This window comes from Paracraurococcus lichenis (assembly GCF_030657435.1).
Classification (GTDB): Bacteria; Pseudomonadota; Alphaproteobacteria; order Acetobacterales; family Acetobacteraceae; genus Paracraurococcus; species Paracraurococcus lichenis.
The window spans coordinates 286318-308341 of the sequence record NZ_JAUTWS010000003.1 but is presented as its reverse complement, the minus strand read 5'-3'; the positions used below and the strand labels follow the sequence as shown (position 1 = coordinate 308341).

At 72.8% G+C, this 22024-nt stretch carries 20 protein-coding genes; 17 read left to right on the top strand and 3 right to left on the bottom strand.

The features are described from left to right. Positions 1-68 precede the first annotated feature (68 nt). The 4 genes from Q7A36_RS05020 (at position 69) to Q7A36_RS05005 (ending at position 3887) form a co-directional block, all read left to right on the top strand. Positions 69-1121: a hydroxyacid dehydrogenase gene (locus Q7A36_RS05020; RefSeq protein WP_305102566.1), complete on the top strand. Its 1053-nt coding sequence runs from the start codon at positions 69-71 to the stop codon at positions 1119-1121. A 98-nt stretch (positions 1122-1219) separates the two neighbouring features. Then, on the top strand, positions 1220-2647 hold the full coding sequence (locus Q7A36_RS05015) for an amidohydrolase family protein (RefSeq protein ID WP_305102565.1): 1428 nt from the start codon (positions 1220-1222) through the stop codon (positions 2645-2647). Beyond that, complete coding sequence (locus Q7A36_RS05010) at positions 2644-2934, top strand: hypothetical protein (RefSeq protein WP_305102564.1); 291 nt, start codon at positions 2644-2646, stop codon at positions 2932-2934. Before Q7A36_RS05015 ends, Q7A36_RS05010 begins: the two co-directional genes overlap by 4 nt. Continuing rightward, positions 2931-3887 carry a CobW family GTP-binding protein gene (locus Q7A36_RS05005; RefSeq protein WP_305102563.1) on the top strand — a complete coding sequence of 319 codons (957 nt, stop codon included), beginning with the start codon at positions 2931-2933 and terminating at the stop codon, positions 3885-3887. Before Q7A36_RS05010 ends, Q7A36_RS05005 begins: the two co-directional genes overlap by 4 nt. Here Q7A36_RS05005 and Q7A36_RS05000 read toward each other — a convergent pair. Continuing rightward, positions 3884-4792, bottom strand: coding sequence for an ABC transporter substrate-binding protein (locus Q7A36_RS05000; protein ID WP_305102562.1), 909 nt, complete (start codon positions 4790-4792; stop codon positions 3884-3886). The genes Q7A36_RS05005 and Q7A36_RS05000 overlap by 4 nt on opposite strands. A 72-nt stretch (positions 4793-4864) precedes the next feature. On the opposite strand from Q7A36_RS05000, the gene Q7A36_RS04995 reads away from it, so the two are divergent. The 7 genes from Q7A36_RS04995 to Q7A36_RS04965 all read left to right on the top strand — a co-directional run bounded on the left by Q7A36_RS04995 (position 4865) and on the right by Q7A36_RS04965 (position 12318). Continuing rightward, on the top strand, positions 4865-5827 hold the full coding sequence (locus Q7A36_RS04995; RefSeq protein ID WP_305102561.1) for a Bug family tripartite tricarboxylate transporter substrate binding protein: 963 nt from the start codon (positions 4865-4867) through the stop codon (positions 5825-5827). Positions 5828-5906: 79 nt separating this feature from the next. Next, positions 5907-6677 carry an SDR family NAD(P)-dependent oxidoreductase gene (locus tag Q7A36_RS04990; protein ID WP_305102560.1) on the top strand — a complete coding sequence of 257 codons (771 nt, stop codon included), beginning with the start codon at positions 5907-5909 and terminating at the stop codon, positions 6675-6677. Positions 6678-6689: 12 nt separating this feature from the next. After that, positions 6690-7895 carry an acyl-CoA dehydrogenase family protein gene (locus Q7A36_RS04985; RefSeq protein WP_305102559.1) on the top strand — a complete coding sequence of 402 codons (1206 nt, stop codon included), beginning with the start codon at positions 6690-6692 and terminating at the stop codon, positions 7893-7895. Beyond that, the gene (locus Q7A36_RS04980; RefSeq protein ID WP_305102558.1) at positions 7888-9516 is read left to right on the top strand and encodes an acyl-CoA synthetase; all 1629 of its coding nucleotides are present in this window, start codon (positions 7888-7890) and stop codon (positions 9514-9516) included. The genes Q7A36_RS04985 and Q7A36_RS04980 overlap by 8 nt, the downstream gene beginning before the upstream one ends. Before the next feature lie 34 nt (positions 9517-9550). Then, positions 9551-10531, top strand: coding sequence for a Bug family tripartite tricarboxylate transporter substrate binding protein (locus tag Q7A36_RS04975; RefSeq protein WP_305102557.1), 981 nt, complete (start codon positions 9551-9553; stop codon positions 10529-10531). Positions 10532-10635: 104 nt separating this feature from the next. Beyond that, the gene (locus tag Q7A36_RS04970) at positions 10636-11457 is read left to right on the top strand and encodes a glucose 1-dehydrogenase (RefSeq protein WP_305102556.1); all 822 of its coding nucleotides are present in this window, start codon (positions 10636-10638) and stop codon (positions 11455-11457) included. A gap of 93 nt (positions 11458-11550) precedes the next feature. Next, a complete protein-coding gene (locus Q7A36_RS04965) occupies positions 11551-12318 on the top strand; it encodes a DUF169 domain-containing protein (protein ID WP_305102555.1) in 768 nt (255 codons plus the stop codon). A 67-nt stretch (positions 12319-12385) separates the two neighbouring features. On the opposite strand, the gene Q7A36_RS04960 is transcribed toward Q7A36_RS04965, so the two are convergent. Then, on the bottom strand, positions 12386-15676 hold the full coding sequence (locus Q7A36_RS04960) for an AAA family ATPase (RefSeq protein WP_305102554.1): 3291 nt from the start codon (positions 15674-15676) through the stop codon (positions 12386-12388). 253 nt (positions 15677-15929) lie between these two features. Here Q7A36_RS04960 and Q7A36_RS04955 point away from each other — a divergent pair, with 253 nt between their 5' ends. The 6 genes from Q7A36_RS04955 to Q7A36_RS04930 all read left to right on the top strand — a co-directional run bounded on the left by Q7A36_RS04955 (position 15930) and on the right by Q7A36_RS04930 (position 20395). Then, positions 15930-16115 carry a hypothetical protein gene (locus tag Q7A36_RS04955; protein WP_305102553.1) on the top strand — a complete coding sequence of 62 codons (186 nt, stop codon included), beginning with the start codon at positions 15930-15932 and terminating at the stop codon, positions 16113-16115. Positions 16116-16241: 126 nt separating this feature from the next. After that, positions 16242-16667 (top strand): con-10 family general stress protein, encoded by a 426-nt coding sequence (locus tag Q7A36_RS04950; protein WP_305102552.1) that lies wholly within the window; start codon positions 16242-16244, stop codon positions 16665-16667. Positions 16668-16754: 87 nt separating this feature from the next. Further along, the gene (locus tag Q7A36_RS04945; protein ID WP_305102551.1) at positions 16755-17882 is read left to right on the top strand and encodes a CaiB/BaiF CoA transferase family protein; all 1128 of its coding nucleotides are present in this window, start codon (positions 16755-16757) and stop codon (positions 17880-17882) included. 81 nt (positions 17883-17963) lie between these two features. Continuing rightward, complete coding sequence (locus Q7A36_RS04940) at positions 17964-19136, top strand: acyl-CoA dehydrogenase family protein (protein ID WP_305102550.1); 1173 nt, start codon at positions 17964-17966, stop codon at positions 19134-19136. Between the two features lie 16 nt (positions 19137-19152). Further along, on the top strand, positions 19153-20133 hold the full coding sequence (locus tag Q7A36_RS04935) for a tripartite tricarboxylate transporter substrate binding protein (RefSeq protein WP_305102549.1): 981 nt from the start codon (positions 19153-19155) through the stop codon (positions 20131-20133). 124 nt (positions 20134-20257) lie between these two features. After that, positions 20258-20395 carry a hypothetical protein gene (locus tag Q7A36_RS04930; protein ID WP_305102548.1) on the top strand — a complete coding sequence of 46 codons (138 nt, stop codon included), beginning with the start codon at positions 20258-20260 and terminating at the stop codon, positions 20393-20395. Positions 20396-20405: 10 nt separating this feature from the next. On the opposite strand, the gene Q7A36_RS04925 is transcribed toward Q7A36_RS04930, so the two are convergent. Beyond that, a complete protein-coding gene (locus Q7A36_RS04925) occupies positions 20406-21935 on the bottom strand; it encodes an AMP-binding protein (RefSeq protein ID WP_305102547.1) in 1530 nt (509 codons plus the stop codon). Positions 21936-22024 lie beyond the last annotated feature (89 nt).

The following is a 22024-nucleotide window of genomic DNA, read 5'->3' as shown; positions in this document are numbered from 1 at the left end:
CGCGACTTTTCGCCCCCGGGGGTGCGGGATACAAAGGCCGGCAAACGCCCCGAGGAGGAACCGTCCCCGTGCCCGAGCCCCGCCGCTTCCGAGTCGGCTACCTCTCCCACGTCCCGCATCAATCCTTCCTCGACACCGCGGCGCAGCACCCGGAGCTGGAGATTCTCCGCATCCCGCTCGAGCAGCCCGACTCGGCCGTGCTCGATGCGCTCCGCGGCGTGGATGCCTACTACTGCATGGCCTCCCGTGACGAGTTGCCGAAGCCCTTCCATGTCCAAGCGGCGCTGCTGGAGCAATTGCCGGACCTGCTGATGGTGGGCAGCACCGGCGCCGGCTACGACCCGGTGGACCCCGAGGCCTGCACGGCGGCCGGCGTGCTGCTGGTGAACCAGGCCGGTGGCAATGCGGAGGGCGTGGCCGAGCACGCCGTCGGCATGATGCTCGCCCTGCTCAAGCGCATGCCGGAGGCCGGGGCGGCGATGCGCGCGGGCCATGCCCGGAACCGCAATGCGCTGATGGGGCGCGAGCTGCGCGGGCGGACCGTGGGGCTGGTCGGCATCGGCCATGTCGGGACCCGCGTCGCGGAGATCCTCGACCGCGCCTTCTCTTGCACCGTGCTGGCCTGCGACCCCTACCTGGACAAGGAGACCATCGCCGGCCGCGGCGCCCGCAAGGTGGAGATGGACGAACTCCTGGCCGAGAGCGACGTGGTCAGCCTGCACCTGCCGCTGACACCCGAGAGCCGCAGCCTGATGGGCGCCGACAGCTTCGCGCGCATGCGGAAGGGCGCGATCTTCGTCACCACCGCACGCGGCAATATCCATGACGAGCCGGCGCTGCACGAGGCGCTGCGCAGCGGACACCTCGCCGGCGCCGGCCTCGATGTCTGGGAGCAGGAGCCGCCCGCGCCGGACCACCCGCTGCTGCACATGCCGAATGTCATCGTGACGCAGCACACCGCGGGGGTGACGCATGAGAGCCGGGCGAACATCACCCGCATCGCGGCGCTGGCTTTCGCCGATGCGGCCAAGGGGAAGCTGCCGCCGCGGATCATCAACCCGGCCGTGATCGGGCGCTTCCGGGAACGCTATGCCGCCAGGCTCGGCCGCCCCATCGCATAGCGGGCCCTGCCCGCTCCACCGGCGGGCGGGCGCGCCTTGCACCACCCGCGCACCGGGCGCAGCATCCGCGCCCGCAGGCAGCACGGGGGGTACGGGCCATGGTCGATCTGGTCATCACCGGGGATTGCGTGGTCACCCCGCATGCCATCGGCCCGGCGGACGTGGCGATCGCCGGCGGCAAGGTGGTGGCCGTCGCCGCCCGCGGCGCCTTCCCGCTGGCGGCCGGCACGCGGCTGGTGGATGCGACCGGCAAGGTCGTGATGCCCGGCGGCATCGACCCGCATACCCATTGCCTCTGGCCCACCTACGGCCCGGGCGGCACGATCGATTACACCAAGGGCCCGAGCGTGGTCGGCAAGGCGGCGCTGTTCGGCGGCACCACCACCCTCATCGACTTCACCCGCTGGACGCATGGCAAGACCGTGCAGGGCGCGATCGAGGAACGGATGGCCGCCTGGCGGGAGGATGGCTGCCCCTGCGACTGGGCGCTGCACACCATGGTGGAGGGCGACCTGCCGCCCGAGCTGCCCGCCCAGATCGGCGAGGCCATCGAGGCCGGCCATGCGACGGTGAAGATCTTCACGACGGACATCACGCCCAGCCGCAAGGGGCGGATGGTGGATTTCGGCGACATCTGGGAGGTGTTCCAGGTCCTGTCGAAGAAGGGTGGCCTCGGCGTCATCCACTCCGAGGACAACGACATCGTCATGCACATGTACGCCAGGCTGTTCCGCGAGGGCCGCGCCGGCTTCGAGAACATGGCGGAGGTTCACAACACCCTGTCGGAGGACATCTCCTTCCGCCGCATCATCCGCCTCGCCGAGCATGTGCCCGGCACCGCCCTGTATATGATGCATGTCTCGGCGGGGAATGGCGTGCGGGCGATCCGCGAGGCGCGCGGCCGCGGCCAGCCCGTCTATGGCGAGAGCCTGCACCAGTACATGCTCTACACGCAGGAGGACTACAAGAAGCCGAACGGGCAGATCTACCACACCTATCCGTCGCTGAAGTCGCAGGCCGACCAGGACGAGCTCTGGCGCGGCGCCAAGGACGGCACCATCGCCTGCGTGGCGACCGACGAGCTCTGCTGCTCGCTCTCGGTCAAGACCCAGGGCAAGCGGATCGACGACACCACCGGCGGCAATTCCGGCGTCGAGCCGCGCGTGGCGCTGATGTATTCCGAGATGAGGAAGCGCGGCTTCACGCTGCGGCAATTCGTCGACCGCGTCTCGGCCAACGCCGCGAGGATCATGGGGCTCTATCCGCGGAAGGGCGCCATCGCGCCCGGCTCGGATGCCGATATCTGCATCCTCGACCCGGCGCTCCGCCGCACCGTGCGGGCCGAGGCGATGCACGAGAGCGACTACAGCCCCTGGGAGGGCCGCGAGGTCGAGGCCTGGCCGGCCATGACCATCCTGCGCGGGAAGATCGTGGTGGATGGCGACACATGGCTCGGCGACGACCGCGGCGGCGAATGGCTGCCGCGCAAGGTGCCGGACGAGATCCGCGCCGCCGCCGCGCTGTGACGCCGCCCGAATTGCGCGACCTGCTGGCCGATGCGCTGGCGCTGTGGGAGGTGGAGGCGCGGCCGCGCGTGGCGGGAGACGGCGTGGCACTCGCCGCGCCGGATGGCACGGCGCTGCGCGTGACCGCGGCAGGGCCGGACGACCTGCCGGTGCGCTGGTGGGTGGAACGGCCGGGCCAGCGGCGGCCCTGCACCTCCGTCCTCGGCCTGCTGCGCAGCCTGCGCAACGCGGTCGGCGCCCGGACGGACGAGGTGCGGCGTCTCCGCGTGGCACGGCCGGAGGAATGATCCCCGTCTCGGTCGTCACCGGCTTCCTCGGCGCCGGCAAGTCGACGCTGCTGCGCCGCGTGCTGCGCGACCCCGCCTGGGCCGACAGCGCCGTCATCGTCAACGAGTTCGGCGAGATCCCGCTGGACCACGACCTGATCGCCGCCAGCGAGGAGAGTTTTGTGAGTGCCTCCACGGGGTGTCTCTGCTGCGTGGTGCGCGACGACCTGACGAGGACGCTGCTGGACCTTCTGCGCCGGCGGGAGGCTGGCGAGGTGCCGCGCTACGAGCGCGTGCTGATCGAGACCTCCGGCCTCGCCGATCCAGCCCCCATCCTGCACGCGCTGATGACGGACGAGGCGCTCGCCGCGACCCACGCCCTGCAGGGCGTGGCGACACTGGTGGACGCGCTGCATGGCGAGGCGGCGCTGGCCCGCCACCCGGAGGCGCAGCGGCAGGTGATGCTGGCCGACCGCATCCTGGTGACCAAGCCGGACCTCGCCCCGGCGCCTGAGGCGGCGATCCGCGCCCTGAACCCGGCCGCGCCGCTGCGGGCGGCGGAGCAGGGCGCGGCGGAACCCGCCTGGCTCTTCGCGCCAGCGCCCCGCCCGGCGGACCTGCCCGACTGGGCGGCGCGCCACACCGCGGGCCTGACCTCCATCGTCATCGAGCGCGAGGCGCCGATCCCGGCGCTGGCGCTCACGCTCTGGATGCAGGGCCTGGCCGAGCATGCCGGCCCGCGCCTGCTGCGCCTGAAGGGCCTCGTGGCGCTGGCGGAAGACCCGGCGCGCCCGGCGGTGCTGCATGCCATCCAGCACATGGTCCACCCGCTCGAATGGCTCGACCGCTGGCCCGGCGCGGACCGCCGCAGCCGCATCGTCCTGATCGGCGAGCGCATCCCGCGCCACTTCCCGGCACGCCTGCTGGCGGCGGTGGAGGCGGAGGTCGCAGAGGCGTCAGCCGGCCGCCGCTAGCGCTCCGCCAGCGCTTCCGCGACGATGGCATTGTCCGCCGTCGCGGCGAAACCGGGCCTGCGCGTGATGGCGCCCGCGGTGAACATCGCCGTCTCCAGCCGGGTGAAGGCCTCCTCGGGGTAGAAGGGATCCGCGGTCCAGAGCCCGACCGCCTTGTAGCGGGCGAGGCAGCGCGCCAGCAGCTGCGGCGACAGGTCCGGGAAATGGCCGGCGATGCACTCGGCCAGCACCTCCGCGCTGCTCTCCGCCACCCAGGCGAGCGTCCGCGCCAGGCCGCGCAGCATCGCCTTGAACTCGGCCCGCTTCGCCTGCAACAGGTCCACCGTGGTCGTGAAGGTGGTGTAGCCCGTCACGCCGCGCCCAGCCGCCGCGTACCAGACGGCGCCGCCGACATCCTCGAGCTGCGTGACGAAGGGCTCGAAGACCTGCGCGACATCGATCCGCCCGTCCAGCAGCGCGGCGGCGTTCTCCGCCATGCCCGCATCCGTCACGCGCGGCACCAGGGCCGGATCGAGGCCGGCGAGGCGGATGTCGTGCTGCAGCGTCCACCAGGGCGTCGGCACCTCCGACACCGTGCCAAGCCTCAGCCGCGCGAGGTCCGTCAGCCGGAAGCCGGGCCGCGGCCCGCGCCCGACCAGGAAAAAGGGGTCGCGCATGACGACGGCGCCGAAATTGCGCAAGGGGCTGGCAGGGTCGGCCTCATGCGCCAGCAGGATGCGCATCGGCCCGCCCCAGGCGAGGTCCGCGACGCCGGCCAGCACCGCGTCCTTGGCATTCGCCGGGACGGTGCCGCTGCGCAGCGTCACCGCCACGCCCTCCGCCGCGTAGTCGCCGCGGGCGAGTGCGGCATAGAAGGGCGCGTAGAAGACGGCGCGGAACGGCTCCTGCAGCGTGATCGGGGTCATCGGCCTCTCCGGGTCCGGCGGGATGGTGGCGCGCGTCTTGCCAGCACCGCAAGCCCATCGAAGACTGAGGCCATGCCGACGCGCCGCGCCCTGCTCGCCACGCCGCTCCTTTCCGGGCCCGCCCTGGCGCAGGAGCGCTTCCCGAACCGCCCGATCCGCCTCGTGATCCCCGTCGCGGTGGCCGGCGTCACCGACATCGTCGGCCGCATCCTGGCCGATGCCATGGGCCCGCTGCTCGGCCGGCCGGTGGTGCCGGAGAACATCGCGGGCGCCGGCAGCACGGTCGCGGCGCAGGCCTTCCAGCGCACGCCGCCGGACGGCCACACGCTCTTCATCGCCACCAACAACCACGCCGTCATGAAGGCGATCTACCCGCAATTCCCGCACGACCCGGTGGCGGATTTCGTGCCGATCGCGCTGGTGGCGCGGCAGCCCTTCATCCTCGCGGTCAACCCGGACCTGCCGGTGCGCGACGTGCCCGGGCTGCTCGCCTGGCTGAAGGCGCAGGGCGAGGCGGCGAATTACGGCGCGACCAATCCCGGCGGCAGCAACCACATGGCGGGCGAGCTGCTCCGCCAGCGCGCCGGCGTCACCTTCACCATCGTGCCCTACCGGGCCGCCGCGGCCTCGGTGCAGGACCTGGTCGCCGGGCGCATGCAGGTGACCATCGACAGCCCGACGATGATCCTGCCGCTGATGCGCGACGGCAAGCTGCGCGGCCTCGGCGTCTCCACCGCCACGCGCTCCGCCGTGGCACCGGACCTGCCAAGCCTCGCCGAGGCGGGTGTCGCCGGCTACGACATGACGGTCTGGCAGGTGCTGATGGTCCGCCCCGGCACGCCGCCCGAGGCGCAGGCGGCGCTGACGGAAGCCGCGCGCAAGGCGCTGGCCGACCCCGCCGTGCAGCAGCGCCTGGCGGCCGCAGGCTGCGAGACCTGGCTCGACACTTCCCCGGCGGCCGCCGCGTCCCTCATCCGGTCCGAGATCGCGCGCTGGACCCCGATCGTCGCGGCGATGAACCTGTCCCCCGGCTGACTTGCCGGCCCGACCCGCCGGTGGTCAATTGCCCGCCCTGAGAACACCTGGGGAGGAAGGGGCGCAAGCCCCGGGCAGCATGGCGGATCCGGCGCAACTCTTCTCGCTGCAGGGCGCGACGGCGCTCGTCACCGGCGCATCCGGCGCGCTCGGCGCGCATTTCGCCCGCATCCTGCACGCCGCAGGCGCGCAGGTGGTGCTGGCCGCCCGCCGGACGGAGGCGCTGGAGGCGCTGGCCGCGGAACTCGGCGAGCGCGCCCGGGCCGTGCCGCTGGACGTGACCGACAGCGCCGCCGTCGCCCGCGCCTATGACGCGGCGGAGGCGGCCTTCGGCGCCCCCTGCGACATCATCGTCAACAATGCCGGCATCGCCGTGACGCGCCCTTTGCTGCAGCAGACGGAAGCGGACTGGGACAGCGTGCTGGACGTGAACCTGCGCGGCTGCTTCCTGGTGGCGACCGAAGGCGCGCGCCGCCTGGTCGCGGCGAAGCGCGGCGGCTCCATCATCAACATCGCCTCCATCGGCGGCCTGCGCATCCTGCAGGGCGTGGTCGGCTATACCGCCTCCAAGGCCGGGCTCGTGCAGATGACGAAGCAGATGGCGGTGGAGCTGGCACGCTACGGCATCCGGGTGAACGCCCTCTGCCCCGGCTATGTCGAGACGCCGATCAACACGGAGTTCTTCGCCTCCGAGGCCGGGCAGGCCGTGGTCAGGCGCGTGCCGCAGCGCCGGCTCGGCCAGCCGGAGGACCTGACGGGGCCGCTGCTGCTGCTCGCCTCCCCGGCCGGCGCGCACATGACCGGCGCGGCGCTGGTGGTGGATGGCGGGCATTCGGTCAATCCTCTCTAGGACAGACGCATCATGGACTTCTCCCTCCCGCCCCAGATCGACGAGATCCGTCAGCGCATCCGCGCCATGATCGAGGAGCGGATCATCCCGCTGGAATCCGACCCGGCGAGCTATGACGAGCACGAGAACATCCGCAAGCCGCTGCTCGAGGAGCTGCGCGCCGAGGCGAAGGCCAAGGGCCTCTGGGCGCTCGGCATGCCGCAGGAGAGGGGCGGCGGCGGCCTGCCCATGGTCGGCCTGGCCGCCTGCTACGAGGAGATGAACCGCTCCATCTTCGGCCCCGTCGTCTTCCACGGCGCGGCGCCGGATGACGGCAACATGCGCCTGCTGAACATGGTGGGGACGGAGGCGCAGAAGGAGCGCTGGCTGCAGCCCATCATCGACGGCAAGGTGCAGAGCGCCTTCGCGATGACCGAGCCGGACGGCTGCGGCAGCGACCCGTCCATGACCTACACGCGGGCGGAGCGGAAGGGCGATCGCTGGGTGATCCGCGGCCGCAAGCACTACATCACCGGCGCGGCGGAGGCGAAGCACTTCATCCTCATGGCCCGCACCGGGGAGGATGACCGCAACGGCCTGACCGCCTTCCTCTACCACGCGGACCAGCCGGGCTGGCGCATCATCCGCCGCATCCCGATCATGGGGCCGGAGGAGCATGGCGGGCATTGCGAGCTGGAATTCGACGGGCTCGAGATCACCGACGAGAACGTGCTGATGAAGGTGGGCGACGGGCTGCGCGCGACGCAGATCCGCCTCGGCCCGGCACGGCTGACGCATTGCATGCGCTGGACCGGCATGGGCCGCCGCGCGCTCGAGATCGCCATGGCACGCGTCGAGGTGCGGAAGGCCTTCGGCAGCACACTGATCGAGAAGGAGAGCGTGCAGCAGATGATCGGCCAGGCGGCAATGGAGCTCGACATCGGCCGTCTCCTGACCATGCGCGCCGCCTGGCTGCTGGACAATGGCAGCCTCGCGCGGAAGGAGATCTCCATGGCCAAGGTCGTGGTCGCCGACGCGCTGCACAAGGCGGTGGATACCTCCCTGCAGCTTCTCGGCGCCCGCGGCTATTCCAAGGACACGGTGGTCGAGTGGATGTACCGCTATGCCCGCCAGGCGCGGCTGGTGGACGGCGCCTCCGAGGTGCACCGGATGGTGCTGACCAACTTCCTCCGCCGCCAGGGCAAGGATTTCTTTGCCTGGGGTGCCGGCCGTGGATGACGCGGCCAGGCTCAACACGCTGCCGCAGCTTGCGGCGAACCACGTCCCGCTGACGCCGATCTCCTTCCTGCAGCGGGCGGCACGGATCTATCCCGACCGCACCGCGGTGATCCATGGCGCGCGGCGCCTGACCTATGCGGAGATGGCCGACCGCAGCCGGCGCCTCGCCGCGGCGCTGCATGGCGCGGGCGTCGCGCCGGGCGATGTCGTCGCCATCCTCGCGCCCAATACCCCGGAGATGCTGGAGGCGCATTACGGCGTGCCCATGGCCGGCGCCGTGCTCCTGACCATCAACATCCGGCTCGACGCCGCCGCCATCGGCTTCATCCTGCGCCACAGCGGCGCGAAGCTGTTCCTGGTGGACCGGGAATTCGTGGGCGTAGCCCGCGTGGCGCTGGCGGGGCTGGAGGCACCGCCGCCCGTCATCGACATCGCCGACCCGGAGGGTCCGGACGGCGCGCCGCTCGGCCCGACGGAGTACGAGGCCTTCCTCGCCGGCGGCGATCCTGACGCGCCCATCCGCATGCCGGCGGACGAGTGGGAGGCGATCGCGCTCTCCTACACCTCTGGCACGACAGGTGACCCGAAGGGCGTGGTCGCGCATCACCGCGGCGCCTACCTCAATGCCTGCGGCAATGCGCTGGCCTTCGGCCTCTCGCCGCGCAGCGTCTATCTCTGGGCGCTGCCGATGTTCCACTGCAATGGCTGGACCTATACCTGGGCGGTGACGCTGCAGGGCGGCACCCATGTCTGCCTGCGCGCCGTGCGGCCGGACGCCATCTTCGCCGCCATCGCCGAGCACCGCGTGACGCATATGTGCGCCGCGCCCGTGGTGCTGACCATGCTGATCCACGCACCGGAGGAGCAGAAGCGCCGCTTCGCGCATGAGGTCGCCATCGCCACCGGCGGCGCCGCCCCGCCCTCCCCCGTCATCGCGCGGATGGAGGAGATGGGCTTCGCGGTGACGCATCTCTACGGCCTGACGGAGTGCTACGGCCCCGCCACCATCTGCCTCTGGCAGCCGGGGCTCGAGGACATGCCGCTGCCGGAGAAGGCCGCCTTCATGGCGCGCCAGGGCGTGAACCACCCGATGCTGGAAGAGGCAACGGTCCTCGACCCCGACACGATGGCGCCGGTGCCCGCCGATGGCCGCACGCTCGGCGAGGTCATGCTGCGCGGCAATACCGTCATGAAGGGCTACCTGCACAACCCGCGCGCCAACGAGGCCGCCTTCGCCGGCGGCTGGTTCCATACCGGCGATCTCGGCGTGCGCCATCCGGACGGCTATATCGAGGTGAAGGACCGCGCCAAGGACATCGTCATCTCCGGCGGCGAGAACATCTCGACGCTCGAGGTCGAAGAGGTGCTCTATGCGCATCCATCGATCATGGAGGCCGCCGTCGTCGCGCAGCCCGACGAGAAATGGGGCGAGGTGCCGCATGCCTTCGTCACGCCCGCGCCGGACAAGGCGCCGCCGACCGAGGCTGAAGTGATCGCCTGGTGCCGCGGGCGCCTCGCGCATTTCAAATGCCCCAAGCGCGTCACCTTCGGCCCGCTGCCCAAGACCAGCACGGGCAAGATCCAGAAATTCGAACTGCGGCAGCGGCTGCGGAGCGTGTAGCCTTCCCGGCAACGACCCCCGGGAGGACCACGTCATGCCCCTCGCCCGCCGCGGCCTGCTGGCCGCCCCGGCCCTGCTTGCCCTGCCTGCCCGCGCCCAGGGGCCGGCCTCGCCCTGGGCGCCGGAGAAGCCGGTGCGCATCCTCATTCCCTACACGCCCGGCGCCATCAACGACGCGCTCGGCCGGCTGGTCGGGGAGCGCTTCCAGGAGGTGCTGGGCCAGCCCGGCCTGGTCGAGAACCGGCCGGGCGCCAGCGGCTCGCTCGCCATCGCGGCGACGGCGCAGGCGGCGCCGGACGGCCACATGCTCGTGGTCGCCAATACAGCCAACCTCTGCATGAACCCCTTCCTCTTCGCCAATACCGGCTACGACCCCCGCCGGGACATCACGCCGGTCGCCGTCGTCGCGCGGGTGATGAACGTGCTGGTGGTGAAGGCGGAGGGGCCGATCCGCAGCGTGCCGGAGCTGATCGCGGCGGCGAAGGCGCAGCCGGGGAAGCTCACCTTCGGCAGTTCCGGCGCCGGCAGCAGCCCGCATCTCGCGGCCGAGCTGTTCAAGGCGAAGACCGGCACCGACATCACCCATGTGCCCTATCGCGGCAGCGCGCCGGCGCAGGTGGACCTGGTCGCGGGTCGGCTGACCATGTCCATCGACAACCTGCCGAATGCGCTCGGGCATGTGCAGGAGGGCCGGCTGCGCGCGCTCGCCGTCACCGGCCGGGAACGCGACCCGGCGATGCCCGATGTCCCGACCTTCGCCGAGCTCGGCTTCCCCGAGGTCGAGGTCTATGTCTGGTTCGGCTTCGTCGGCCCCGCCGCGCTACCCGCGCCGATCCGCGACTGCCTGTCCCAGGCCATCATCCGCATCGCGCAATTGCCGGAGACGGCCGAGCGCATCACCCGCGCCGGCGCCACGGTCTGGACCCGCGACCCCGCGCAGATGGGCGCGCTGATCGCGGCGGAGCTGGACAAGTGGGGCGGCGTGATCCGCGGCGCCAACCTGCGGCTGGAATAGCCGACCGAACTCCCCGGCCGCTCGCGCGTAGGACCGGGCGGGCGGCCCCCGGGCGCGTCCGCGGATCAACCCGGCACGGGCCGCGACGCCCGGGGAAGGTGAACATGGACCAGGCCGAACGCCTGTTGCGGCCCCTGGCCGGCCAGGTGGCGCTCGTCACCGGCGGCAGTTCCGGCATCGGCGCGGGCGTCGTGCAGGCACTCGCCGCGGCCGGTGCGGCGGTGGCGGTCAACTACGCCTCGCATCGCGAGGCGGCGGAGGAGGCGGCCCGGCGCATCGAGGCGGCGGGCGGCCGCGCCATCGCGGTCGGGGCCGATGTCGCCGAGGAGGCGGCGGTCGACGCCATGGTCGCGCAGGTCACCGAGCGCTTCGGCCGGCTCGACATCCTCGTCGCCAATTCCGGCCTGCAGCGCGACGCGGCCTTCCGCGACATGTCGCTCGCGGATTGGCGGAAGGTCATCGACGTGAACCTGACCGGCCAGTTCCTCTGCTGCCGCGCGGCGCTGCGGCGCTTCCTGGCGCAGGAGGAACGGCCGGACCTGTCGCGCGCTCGCGGCAAGATCATCTGCATGTCCTCGGTGCACGAGGTGATCCCCTGGGCAGGGCACGCGAATTACGCGGCCTCCAAGGGCGGCATCATGCTGATGATGAAGAGCCTGGCGCAGGAGGTGGCGCCGCAGCGCATCCGGGTGAACGCGATCGCCCCGGGCGCCATCCGCACCCCGATCAACCGCGAGGCCTGGGAAACGAAGGAGGCCGAGCGCCGGCTGCTGGAACTGATCCCCTATGGCCGCGTGGGCGAGCCCGAGGACATTGCGGCCGCCGCCGTCTGGCTCGCCTCCGACGCCTCGGACTACGTCACCGGCACGACGCTCTTCGTCGATGGCGGCATGACGCTCTATCCCGGCTTCGCCGACAACGGCTGACCGCGCCGCACGGCCGCGGCGAGGGTCGTTGCGCAGCCAGGGAGGTGACGCCGGGTGCCGGCGCGGGCAGGATCGAGGCAGGGAGAAGCCAGCATGTCCGGACCGCACCCGAACGACGCGCAGCGCCTGGTCGCCGACCTCAATGCCCTGCTGCGGCTGAAGACCACCGTGACAGGCATGAAGCTCTTCGAGACGGTGGAGGCGATGGAGGCCATCCCGCGCATCCGCCGGCCGAAGACGGTGCACACCACGGACCAGATCGTCTCCATGGCCTCGCGCCTCGGCTGGACGGTCGGCATCACGGCCGAGGACCTGGTGGGCCAGCAATGCCGCGCGGTCGTCGGCCTCGCGCCGCGGGACGAGACGGGGTCGCGCTATGTCGGCGTCTGGCACGGCGATGCCGAGAGCGCGGCGGGGCGGCAGCAGGCGCTCTCCTGCGTGCCGCATGGCCGCTACCAGGCGCTCGCGGTCAGCCCGCTCGAGAGCGGCCGGCTCGATCCGCCCGACATCGTGCTGGTCTATGCGACGCCAGGGCAGATGATCATCCTGATCAACGGCCTGCAGTACACCGGCTACAGGAAATTCGAGTGGTCGGTCGTGGGCGAAACCGCCTGCGCCGACAGTTGGGGCCGGGCGCTGGCCACCGGCGAGCCGAGCCTCTCGCTCCCCTGCTTCGCCGAGCGGCGCTATGGCGGCGTACCGGACGAGGAGATGCTGATGGCGCTGAAGCCGGAGGACCTGCGGAAGGCGGTCGAGGGCATGCAGGCGCTGGCGAGGAACGGCATCCGCTACCCGATCCCGCCCTACGGCATCCAGAACGACCCCTCGGCCGGGATGGGCGTCAGCTACGCCAAGGCCTGACCTGGAGCATTCTCACGCTGACCATGCAGCGTGAGATTGCTCTCGCCTTTTGAGTTGCAGAGCAGATTCACGCCTGCGAGCGTTTCCACTCTGCGGCGATCTGCTCTGGCCGCGCCAGCAGGTCGCGCGCGCGCAGCACCACCGGCTCGACTTCCCCGTCGAGGGGGGCGAGCGCGGCGGCGAGCAGGCCGTGGCCCTCGCCGCCGCGGCCGGTCCCGGCCAGCAGCCCGGCCAGCGGCATCGCCGCCTGCAGCCGGAACAGCCCGGCCCCCTGCGCCTCGGCCAGCGCCACCGCGGCCCGCAGGTCGGCCTCCGCCGCCTCCATGCGGCCGGCGCGCCGGTGGATCCCGCCGCGCCGGCGCAGCAGCGTCGGCTGCTCCCAGGCCGTGCCGCAGTCCGCCATCAGCGCCAGGCCTTCCTCGATCCGCTCCAGCGCCCTCGCCGTATCGCCGGCGCGCGCCATCAACTCGGCCTCCATGCCGAGGAAGCCGGAGACGAAGGCCAGCGCCTCGGCCTCGCGGTTCCAGCGGATGCAGTCGCGCACCAGTTCGAGCCCGGCCGCGGCGTCGCCCTGCTCGCCGAGCAGCACGCCGACCAGCGCGCGGGAGGCCATGGCGAGGTAGCCGATCTCGTGCTCCTCGCAGAAGGCGATCGCCTGGCGCAGCCGGGCGATGCAGGCCTCCGCGCTGCCGCCGTCATAGTCGAAGCGGCCGAGAGCGTAATGGCCATAGGCGATGGCGAAGGGGAAGCGCGATGCCTCGGCGGCGGCGAGCGTCGCGACCAGGTCGCGCCGCGCCTCGCCGAGCCGCCCGGTGAAGGCGCGCGCCCAGGCGGCGTAGCAGCGCGTGCTGATCACCGTCACCTGCGCCGCCAGGCCGTAGCGGCGGTCGCGCTCCGGCCGGGCATCCTGCTGCCGCGCGAGGTCGAGGCTCGCCATCGCCTCCCGGTAGCGGCCCATCAGGAATTGCGAGTGGCCGAGCGCGCTCCAGGCGATCGCTAGGCCGCCGCTCGAATCCCGCGCCGCCGCATGGGCCAGCAGCGCCTCGGCGCGCTGCATCGCCAGCCCGACCGCGCCGCGCATCCAGGCATGGCTCCACTGGCCGTGCATGGCATTGCGGAGCTGCGGCTGGCCCGGCAGCCGCTCGGCCAGCACCCGGGCGCGGTCATAGGCCTGGCCGGTCTCCAGCGCGCCATGGCCGCGCAGCGCCAGCAGCGCATTGCCCGCGAGGAGCTGCATGTCGAGCTCGGCGCCGTCATGCGCCTCGCTCTCCGGCAGGCCCTGCAGCAGGGCGATGCCGCGGCGGAGCTGCACCAGCGCCTCCTCCATGGCGCCGCGCCGGATCGCCTGCTGCGCGCCGCGCAGCCAGCAGGCGACCGCCTGCTCCGGCTGCATCGCCTCGGCGCGGTGATGCGCGATCACCTGCGGCCGCGCCTCGGCCGCCTCGGGGAAGCGCGCCTCCAGGATGTCGGCGACGCGGGCATGCAGGTCGCGGTAGCGCTCCCGCGGCAGCAGGCCCATGGCGGCGTCCTGCACCAGCGCATGGCGGAAGCGATAGGTGCCGCCCGGCGCCTGGCCGTGCCGCTGCAGCAGCCGGGACTCGACCAGCCGCGCCAGCACGGGCTCGAGCGAGGCCGCATCGCGCTCCAGCACCAACGCCAGCAGCGCCGGGTCGAATTCCCGGCCGATGACGGAGGCGACCTCCGCCACCTCCCGCGCCTCGCCCAGCCGGTCGAGGCGCGCGAGCAGCGAGGCATGCAGGGAGACGGGCACGCTGGTCCGGTCGCCGCCGCGGCGCCGCGCCGGCTCCGGCCCGCCGCCGGCCTGGGCGATCTGCTCGGCGACCGCGCGCGTCAGCTCCTCCAGGAACAGGGGCACGCCATCGGCGCGGCGGAGGATGTCGCGCGCCGCCTCTGGCGGCAGCGGCACGTCGCGGGCGACGTTGCGCACGAGTTCCGCCGCCTCGGCCTCGCCGAGCGGCGCGAGGTTCAGCCGCTCCACGCCCGGCGCGCCCAGCCAGGGCGGCAGGAATTCCGGCCGGGCGGTGACGACGGCCAGCACCGGCAGGTGCGGCACGCGCTCGATCCACTGCGCCAGCAGCTCGCGCGTGGTGGGGTCGGCCCAGTGCGCGTCCTCCAGCACCATCAGCACGGGCCGGGCGCGCGTCACCGCCACCAGCCCCTCCATCAGGGCGAGCAACAGGCGCTCGCGCCGCCGCTGCGGCGGCATGGGCGGCACCGGCGGCAGGTCCGGGCCGGAGAGCGAGAGCTGCTCCGCGACGAGGGCGAGGTCGACCGGCGGCAGGTCGGGCAGCAGCGCCCGCAGCTTGGCGATGCGCTCGGCCGGCGTCTCGCCGCGCTGCATGCGGCTGTCGCGCTCGAGCTGCTGCAGCACCGGCTGCAGCGGCATGCCCTGCTGGTGGGGCGCGGCGAAGTAGCGGACCGCGACACGGCCCTGGCCCTGGGTTTCCCGCAGGAGTTGGGCGACCAGCCGCGACTTGCCGATGCCGGCCTCGCCCGAGACCAGCACCGTCCGCCCCTCGCCGATCTGGGCGGCGCGCCAGAGGCAGCGCAGGCGCTCCAGCGCCGCGTCGCGCCCGACCAGGGGCAGGGTCGCGCCTTCGGCACGGGCGGCGAAACGGTCCGGGCTCGCGGCGACGCCCAGCGCCTGCCAGACCGGCATGGGCTCAGGCCAGCCCTTCACCGGATGGGCGCCGAGGCTGCGGAACTCGAACAGCGCGCCAACCAGGCGGCGGACGCTGTCGGAGACCAGCACCGTGCCCGGCTGCGCCAGCGCCTGCAGCCGCGCGGCGAGGTTGGGGGTCTCGCCGAAGACGTCGAGGTTGCGGGGATCGCCGGTATCGGCGACATCCGCCACCACGACCAGGCCGGTCGAGATGCCGATGCGCACCGCGAGGCGCGGACCGGCGCGGCCGGGCGCCGCCAGGGCCACCGCGTCGAGGATGCCGAGGGCGGCGCGCACCGCGCGCTCGGCATCGTCCTCCTGCGCCGCGGGATAGCCGAAATGCACCATCACGCCGTCGCCGACGAGGCGGCCGAGATGGCCGCCATGCCGCAGCACCACCTCCGCCGTCAGGCGGTAGAAGCGGGCGATGGCCTCGGTGAACTCCTCCGGGTCGCGCCCGGCGGCGAGGGCGGCGGAGCCGACGACGTCGCAGAACATCACGGTCATCGGCCGCAACTCGCGCGAGCGCGGGGCGCCGAGGCGCGGCGCGGCCGCGCCGGGCTGGCGCAGGCCGCATTCGCTGCAGAAGCGCGCCGTGGGGGCGAGGACCGTGCCGCAGCCGGCACATATGGGGGCCATCGGCTCACCCTCGGGCGACAGGGGTCTCTCCGCCATCGGCGCCAATGCGACCGTGCCTTTCGCGCATCCTCTCGGCACCCCGGCGGCGGGACCGGGTGTCGCCACGGAGCCGGGATGATCGTGCCGTATATGCCATGGTGCAGGCGTATCGCGCCATGGCACCTGCGTCACGCCGGCGCGGTGGTGTGCGATTCTTGACACATGCCGCCGCCGGAGCCGGCTGCGTGAGGCCGAGGCAACAGGCGGCCGGCGGCGGCGTTGAGGCCGGTCCAGCCGGAGAATGACCACCATGGCCCCGTCCGACCCGATCCAGCCGCCCGACCTGCCGGGCCCCGAGATCCCGCCCATGCCGCCCGGCCCGCCCTCCCCCGCGCCGGGGCCGAGCCCGCTGCCGCCGTCGCCCGGGCCGGAACTGCCGCCCGTCAGCCCGCCCGGCCCGCGGGAGATGCCGCCGCCCCAGGCGTCAGGCGCCTGACCGCACACGCGGATTTCCACCGCGAGGCCGAGCGCCGGCGCATCCGTTGCCGTCCGAACCGCGTTGGGTGCGCGCCGGCCGCCGCTTGCGGCTGGCACGACCGCGAGCAACAGGAAGGACAGGTTCATGGCGGGTTCCAGCGGCGATGCGCCGCATGGCGGCGGCCGGAACAGCAACCCGGGCAATTTCGCCAACAACCGGGAGAAGGCTTCGCGTGCCGGCCAGATCGGCGGTTCGCGCCAGGGGGCCGCGACCAATCCCGGCAATTTCGCCAACAACCGCGACCGGGCACGCGAGGCCGGGCATCTCGGCGGCATGCACCAGGGCAAGGAGAACAACCCGGCCAACTTCGCCAACAACCCGGTGAAGGCGCGGCAGGCCGGCCATGTCGGCGGCACCCATCAGGGGCGGGAGAACAACCCGGCCAACTTCGCCAATGACCGGAGTAAGGCGAGCGAGGCCGGGCGGCTGGGCGGCCAGCACCGAGGCGGCGCCAGGCAGACGGAGGCGACGCCCGAGGCGCCGGTCGCGGAGCCGCAGGCCTCCGAGTAGCGGCGCAGCCCCGGCCTGCTCTCCGGGGCGCGCTGTCCAGCCGGCGGCCCCATGGTCTAGTCTCCCTCCGACACACGGAGGGAACGGATGGGACCGCTCAAGGGCCTGCGCATCCTGGAATTCGCCGGCATCGGGCCGGGCCCCTTCTGCGCCATGGTGCTGGCCGACCTCGGCGCCGAGGTGGTGCGGATCGACCGCAAGGACGGGCCGCCCGGGGCGCGGGAGGACTTCACCGGCCGCGGCCGGCGATCGGTCGCGCTCGACCTGAAATCGCCCGCGGCGGTGGCCGCGGTGCTGCGGCTCTGCGACGGCGCGGATGCGCTGATCGAGGGCTTCCGGCCGGGCGTCATGGAGCGGCTCGGCCTCGGGCCCGATGTCGTGCTCGGCCGCAACCCGCGCCTCGTCTATGGCCGCATGACCGGCTGGGGGCAGGAGGGGCCGCTGGCGCAGGCCGCCGGCCACGACATGAATTACATCGCGCTGACCGGCGCGCTCTGGTCCATTGGCCGGCCCGGGGAGCGGCCGGTGCCGCCGCTCAACCTCGTCGGCGATTACGGCGGCGGCGGCATGCTGCTGGCGGTCGGGTTGCTCGCCGCGCTGCTCTCCGCGAAGACCACGGGCCAGGGTCAGGTGGTCGATGCCGCCATGGTGGACGGCGCGGCGCTGCTGATGGCGCCGATCTATGCCATGAAGGCGCGCGGCCGCTGGCGGAACGAGCGCGGGTCCAACATGCTGGACGGCGCGGCGCCCTGGTACGACACCTATGAATGCGCCGATGGGCGCTGGCTCTCGGTCGGCCCGATCGAGCCGCAATTCTTCGCCCTGCTCTGCGCGAAGCTCGGCCTCGACGCCAAGGACTTCCCCGACCGCATGGAGCCCGCCGCCTGGCCGGCGCTGAAGGAGCGGCTCACCGGCATCTTCCGCACGCGCACGCGCGACGACTGGTGCGGGCTGCTGGAGGGGACGGATGCCTGCGTCGCCCCCGTCCTCGACATGGAGGAGGCGCCGCGGCACCCCCACACCGCCGCACGCGGGACCTTCGCCCTGCGGGACGGCGTGGTGCAGCCGGCGCCCGCGCCGCGCTTCAGTGCCACGCCGGCCGAACTGGGCGCGCCCGCGCCGTTGCGGGGCGAGCATACCGAGGCGGTGCTGCAGGATTTCGGCTTCACCACGGCCGAGATCGCGGCGCTGCGCGCGGCCGGGGCGGCGGGCTGACCGCCCCGCCCGCCCGGGCTCTTGCAGGTGTGATTCGATAGCAAGCTAAGATAGACTGACGCCACTCCAGGGAGGATCAGCATGGACACCAACATCGCGTCCGGCGGCGCCCGCCTGACCGGCCCGCGCACCGTCTATACCGAGGCGCACGAGGCCTTCCGCGACACGGTCCGCCGCTTCTTCGAGAAGCATGTCGTCCCCTATCACCGGCAATGGGAGCGCGACGGCATCGTCAGCCGCGAGGTTTGGCTGCAGGCCGGCGAGGCCGGGATCCTCTGCCCCATGCTGGCCGAGGAGCATGGCGGCGCCGGCGCCGATTTCGGCTACAGCGCCATCGTCATCGAGGAGATCGCCCGGACCAACTGCACCGGCCCCGGCTTCCCGCTGCATTCCGACATCGTCGTCCCCTATATCGAGGACCTGGCGAGGCCCGAGCGAAAGCGGGAGTGGCTGCCGCGGATGGCGCGCGGCGAGATCATCGGCGCCATCGCCATGACCGAGCCGGGGATGGGCAGCGACCTCAAGGCCATGCGCACCACGGCGCGGCGGGAGGGCGACCACTACGTCATCAACGGCTCCAAGACGTTCATCAGCAACGGCCAGTTGGCGGACCTGGTCATCGTCTGCGCCAAGACCGATCCGGCGGCCGGGCGGAAGGGCATTTCCCTGATCTGCGTACCCGGCGACGCGCCGGGCTTCCGCCGCGGCCGCAACCTGGAAAAGATCGGCCTGCACGCGCAGGACACCTCGGAGCTGTTCTTCGAGGACGTCCGCGTCCCCGTCGAGAACCTGCTGGGCGAGGAGAACCGCGGCTTCTCCTACCTCATCCGCAACCTGCCGCAGGAACGCCTGGTCATCGCCGTGCGGGCGGCGATGGGCATGGAGGTGATGCTGGAGAAGACCGTCCAGTACGCCAAGGAACGCCAGGCCTTCGGCCAGCCGGTCATCGACTTCCAGCACAACCGCTTCAAGCTGGCCGATGCCAAGGCGCAGGCCGCCATGTTCCGGGTCTTCGCCGACCACTGCCTGGCGCTGCACATGCGCGGCGAGCTGACGGTGGAACTGGCCGCGGCGGCGAAGCTGCTCGGCGCCGAGATGCAGAACCGGCTCTTCGACGACTTCCTGCAGGTGCATGGCGGCTACGGCTACATGGCGGAATACGAGATCGGCCGCGCCTGGGCGGATGCCCGGGTCGGCCGGATCTATGGCGGCAGCAGCGAGATCATGCGCGAGATCATCGGGCGCACGCTGTAGCCGGGGCCGACCGCCGATGACCCTCCCGCGCCGTGCCCTGCTGGGCGCGGCGGGCGCCCTCGCCGCGCCCGCCTTCCTCGCACCCGTCCTCGCCCGGGCCCAGGGCCGCTTCCCGGAGCGGCCGATCACCCTGCTGGTCCCCTTCACCCCCGGCGGCGCCACCGACGTGCAGATGCGCGCCCTGGCCGAGGCGGCGTCGCGCGCCTTCGGCCAGACGGTGGTCACCGAGAACCGCCCGGGCGCCGGCAGCACGCTGGGCGCCGCCGCCGTCGCCCGGGCGAAGCCGGACGGCTACCTCGTCGCGCAGATGACGCTGCCGGCGCTGCGCCTGCCCTTCCTGCAGCGCATGCCCTACGACCCGCGGCGCGACTTCACCCCCATCCTGCACCTGACCGGCTATACCTTCGGCGTGCTGGTGCGCGCCGACGGCCCGTGGAGAACCTGGCAGGACCTGGTCGCCGATGCCCGCGCCCGGCCGGGGACGCATCGCTGGGGCAATACCGGCGCCAACGGGACGCCGCACCTCACCATGCTCGACCTCGCCGAGCGCGAGCGGCTGGAGGTGGAGCACATCCCCTTCCGCGGCGAGGCCGATGCCTATCCGGCGCTGCTCGGCGGCCATATCGAGGCGACCGCCGCCGGCACCGGCGGCGCGCAGATGGTGACCGACGGCAAGCTCCGCTACCTGAACTTCTGGACGCGCGAGCGCGTGCCGCGCTTCCCCGAGGTGCCGACGCTGCTCGAGCTCGGCTACGAGAGCATGGTCGTCACCTCGCCCTATGGCCTCGTCGCGCCGGCCGGCCTCGACCCGGGCATCCGCGCCGCGCTGCATGAGGGCTTCCGCCGCGCGCTGCACGACCCGGCGCATCTCGCGGTGCTCGAGCGCCTGGACCAGCCGGTCGAATATCTCGACAGCGAGGCCTATGGGCGGCTGCTGGCCGAGACCATCGACGCGGAGGAGCGGCGCGTGACGCGGCTCGGGCTGCGCGCCGGCTGACGCGCGGGCCCCGGCGGCGGTCCCGCCGTCCCCGCCGGAGACTCCTCTGTGCGCCGCGCCACAGCGGAACGCCGAACTGTGGCGCATATCTCCCGCATGCAGTTTTCCAGACGGGAGAGACACCATGTTCCAGGCATTCGAGCAGCACCGGCACTGGTGGGAAGACGCGGCCGCGGCCCTCCTGGCGCTCGGCTATATCGGCGGCTTCCTGCTGGCGGTGGAGATCGCCGTCGCCAAGCTGCTCTTCCGCAGCTTCCTCTGATCCCGGGGCGCTACCTCGCCGGCAGGTAGCGCTCCTTCAGCAACCGGCGCAGCAGCTTGCCGGCCTCGCTCCGCGGCAGTTCCGCCGCGATCTCCCAGCTCCGCGGCCGCTTCGGCCCCGCCAGCCGCTCCCGGCACCAGGCCTCCAGCGCCGCCACCTCCGGCACCGCCCCGGCGCGCGGCACCACCACGGCATGCACCTGCTCGCCCATCTCCGGATGCGGCACGCCGACCACGGCGACCTCCGCGAGCGACGGGTGCTGCACCAGCACCGCCTCGATCTCCGCGGGATAGATGTTGACGCCGCCCGAGAGGATCAGGTCGGCGCGACGGTCCGAGAGGTAGAGCCAGCCCTCCGCATCCAGCCAGCCCAGATCGCCCAGCGTCGCCCGGCCGCGGTCGTCGTAGCAGGCGGCCGTCTTCTCCGGCGCGTTGTGGTAGGCGAAGCGCGGCCCGCCGGAGAAGCGGATGCTGCCGGTCACGCCGGGCGCCACCTCCTCCCCGTCCTCGCCGGTGATGTGCACCGAGACGCCGTTGACCGGCCGGCCGACGCTGCCCGGCCGCTGCAGCCAGTCCCGCGGCGAGATCACCGTCGTGCCCACGCCCTCCGACCCCGCATAGTATTCCCAGAGGATCGGCCCCCACCACTCGATCATCGCGCGCTTCACCGGCACCGGGCAGGGCGCCGCGGCATGGATGGCGCCGCGGTGGGAGGAGAGGTCGAAGCCGCGCCGCACCGCCTCCGGCAGCGCCAGCAGGCGCACGAACATGGTCGGCACCCATTGGCTGTGCGTGACGCGGAAGCGCTCGATCGCCTGCAGCGCCAGCGCCGGCTCGAACTTCTTCAGCACGACCACCGTGCCGCCCTCGGTCAGTGTGCGGTAGACATAGCGGTTGGGCGCGGCGTGGTAGAGCGGCGCGGGCGAGAGGTAGACCGTGTCCTCGCCGAAGCCGTAGAGCGACTTCCAGGTCATGTCCCATTCCGGCGCGTCGCGCTCGGCATAGGGGATCAGCGGCCGACGGATGCCCTTGGGCAGGCCGGTGGTGCCGGAGGAATAGAGGAACTCGCGCCCGACCGGCCGCTCCGGCAGCGGCGCGGCAGGGTCCTGCGCCGCGAGGCCCGCCTCGTAGCTCCCGTAGCCCGGGATGCCTTCGCCGAGCGCGTAGCGCGCGCGGTCGCCGACCGCGCCCTCCGCGACGAGCGCCGAGGCCAGCGGCGCCAGGGCGGGGCTGGCGATCAGCAGCCGCGCGCCGCTGTCCTGCAGGACATAGGCGACCTCGTGCGGGCGGAGATGGATCGAGAGCGGCGTGTAGTAGAGCCCGGCGAGCCGCACCGCCTCGGCGATTTCGAGGAATTCCGGCCGGTTGTCGAGCAGCAGCGCGATGCCCTCGCCCGGCTGCAGGCCAAGCCCGATCAGCCACTGCGCCGCCTGCCGCGCGCGGGCGTAAAGCGCGCCATAGGTCACCGCCTCGCCCGTGTCGGGGAAATGCGCGGCGAGCTTGTCCGGTTGGCGGGCGGCCCAGTGCGCCAATTGCGGCATGCGTTTCCTCCTGCTGGGGGCGCAGCGTGGCGGCGGCAGCGGCGGCGCGTCAATCCGGCGCGGGCAGAGGCGCTTGCGGAAAATGCGGG

Bases quoted from the DNA above. Each gene is read 5' to 3' on its own strand.
- Q7A36_RS04970 (WP_305102556.1), top strand. From the start codon at position 10,636: ATGGACCAGGCCGAACGCCTGTTGCGGCCCCTGGCCGGCCAGGTGGCG.
- Q7A36_RS05005 (WP_305102563.1), top strand. From the start codon at position 2,931: ATGATCCCCGTCTCGGTCGTCACCGGCTTCCTCGGCGCCGGCAAGTCG.
- Q7A36_RS04945 (WP_305102551.1), top strand. From the start codon at position 16,755: ATGGGACCGCTCAAGGGCCTGCGCATCCTGGAATTCGCCGGCATCGGG.
- Q7A36_RS04975 (WP_305102557.1), top strand. From the start codon at position 9,551: ATGCCCCTCGCCCGCCGCGGCCTGCTGGCCGCCCCGGCCCTGCTTGCC.
- Q7A36_RS05015 (WP_305102565.1), top strand. From the start codon at position 1,220: ATGGTCGATCTGGTCATCACCGGGGATTGCGTGGTCACCCCGCATGCC.
- Q7A36_RS04960 (WP_305102554.1), bottom strand. From the start codon at position 15,676: ATGGCGGAGAGACCCCTGTCGCCCGAGGGTGAGCCGATGGCCCCCATA.
- Q7A36_RS04925 (WP_305102547.1), bottom strand. From the start codon at position 21,935: ATGCCGCAATTGGCGCACTGGGCCGCCCGCCAACCGGACAAGCTCGCC.
- Q7A36_RS04965 (WP_305102555.1), top strand. From the start codon at position 11,551: ATGTCCGGACCGCACCCGAACGACGCGCAGCGCCTGGTCGCCGACCTC.
- Q7A36_RS05000 (WP_305102562.1), bottom strand. From the start codon at position 4,792: ATGACCCCGATCACGCTGCAGGAGCCGTTCCGCGCCGTCTTCTACGCG.
- Q7A36_RS04935 (WP_305102549.1), top strand. From the start codon at position 19,153: ATGACCCTCCCGCGCCGTGCCCTGCTGGGCGCGGCGGGCGCCCTCGCC.
- Q7A36_RS04990 (WP_305102560.1), top strand. From the start codon at position 5,907: ATGGCGGATCCGGCGCAACTCTTCTCGCTGCAGGGCGCGACGGCGCTC.
- Q7A36_RS04985 (WP_305102559.1), top strand. From the start codon at position 6,690: ATGGACTTCTCCCTCCCGCCCCAGATCGACGAGATCCGTCAGCGCATC.
- Q7A36_RS04995 (WP_305102561.1), top strand. From the start codon at position 4,865: ATGCCGACGCGCCGCGCCCTGCTCGCCACGCCGCTCCTTTCCGGGCCC.
- Q7A36_RS04940 (WP_305102550.1), top strand. From the start codon at position 17,964: ATGGACACCAACATCGCGTCCGGCGGCGCCCGCCTGACCGGCCCGCGC.
- Q7A36_RS04950 (WP_305102552.1), top strand. From the start codon at position 16,242: ATGGCGGGTTCCAGCGGCGATGCGCCGCATGGCGGCGGCCGGAACAGC.
- Q7A36_RS04930 (WP_305102548.1), top strand. From the start codon at position 20,258: ATGTTCCAGGCATTCGAGCAGCACCGGCACTGGTGGGAAGACGCGGCC.
- Q7A36_RS04955 (WP_305102553.1), top strand. From the start codon at position 15,930: ATGGCCCCGTCCGACCCGATCCAGCCGCCCGACCTGCCGGGCCCCGAG.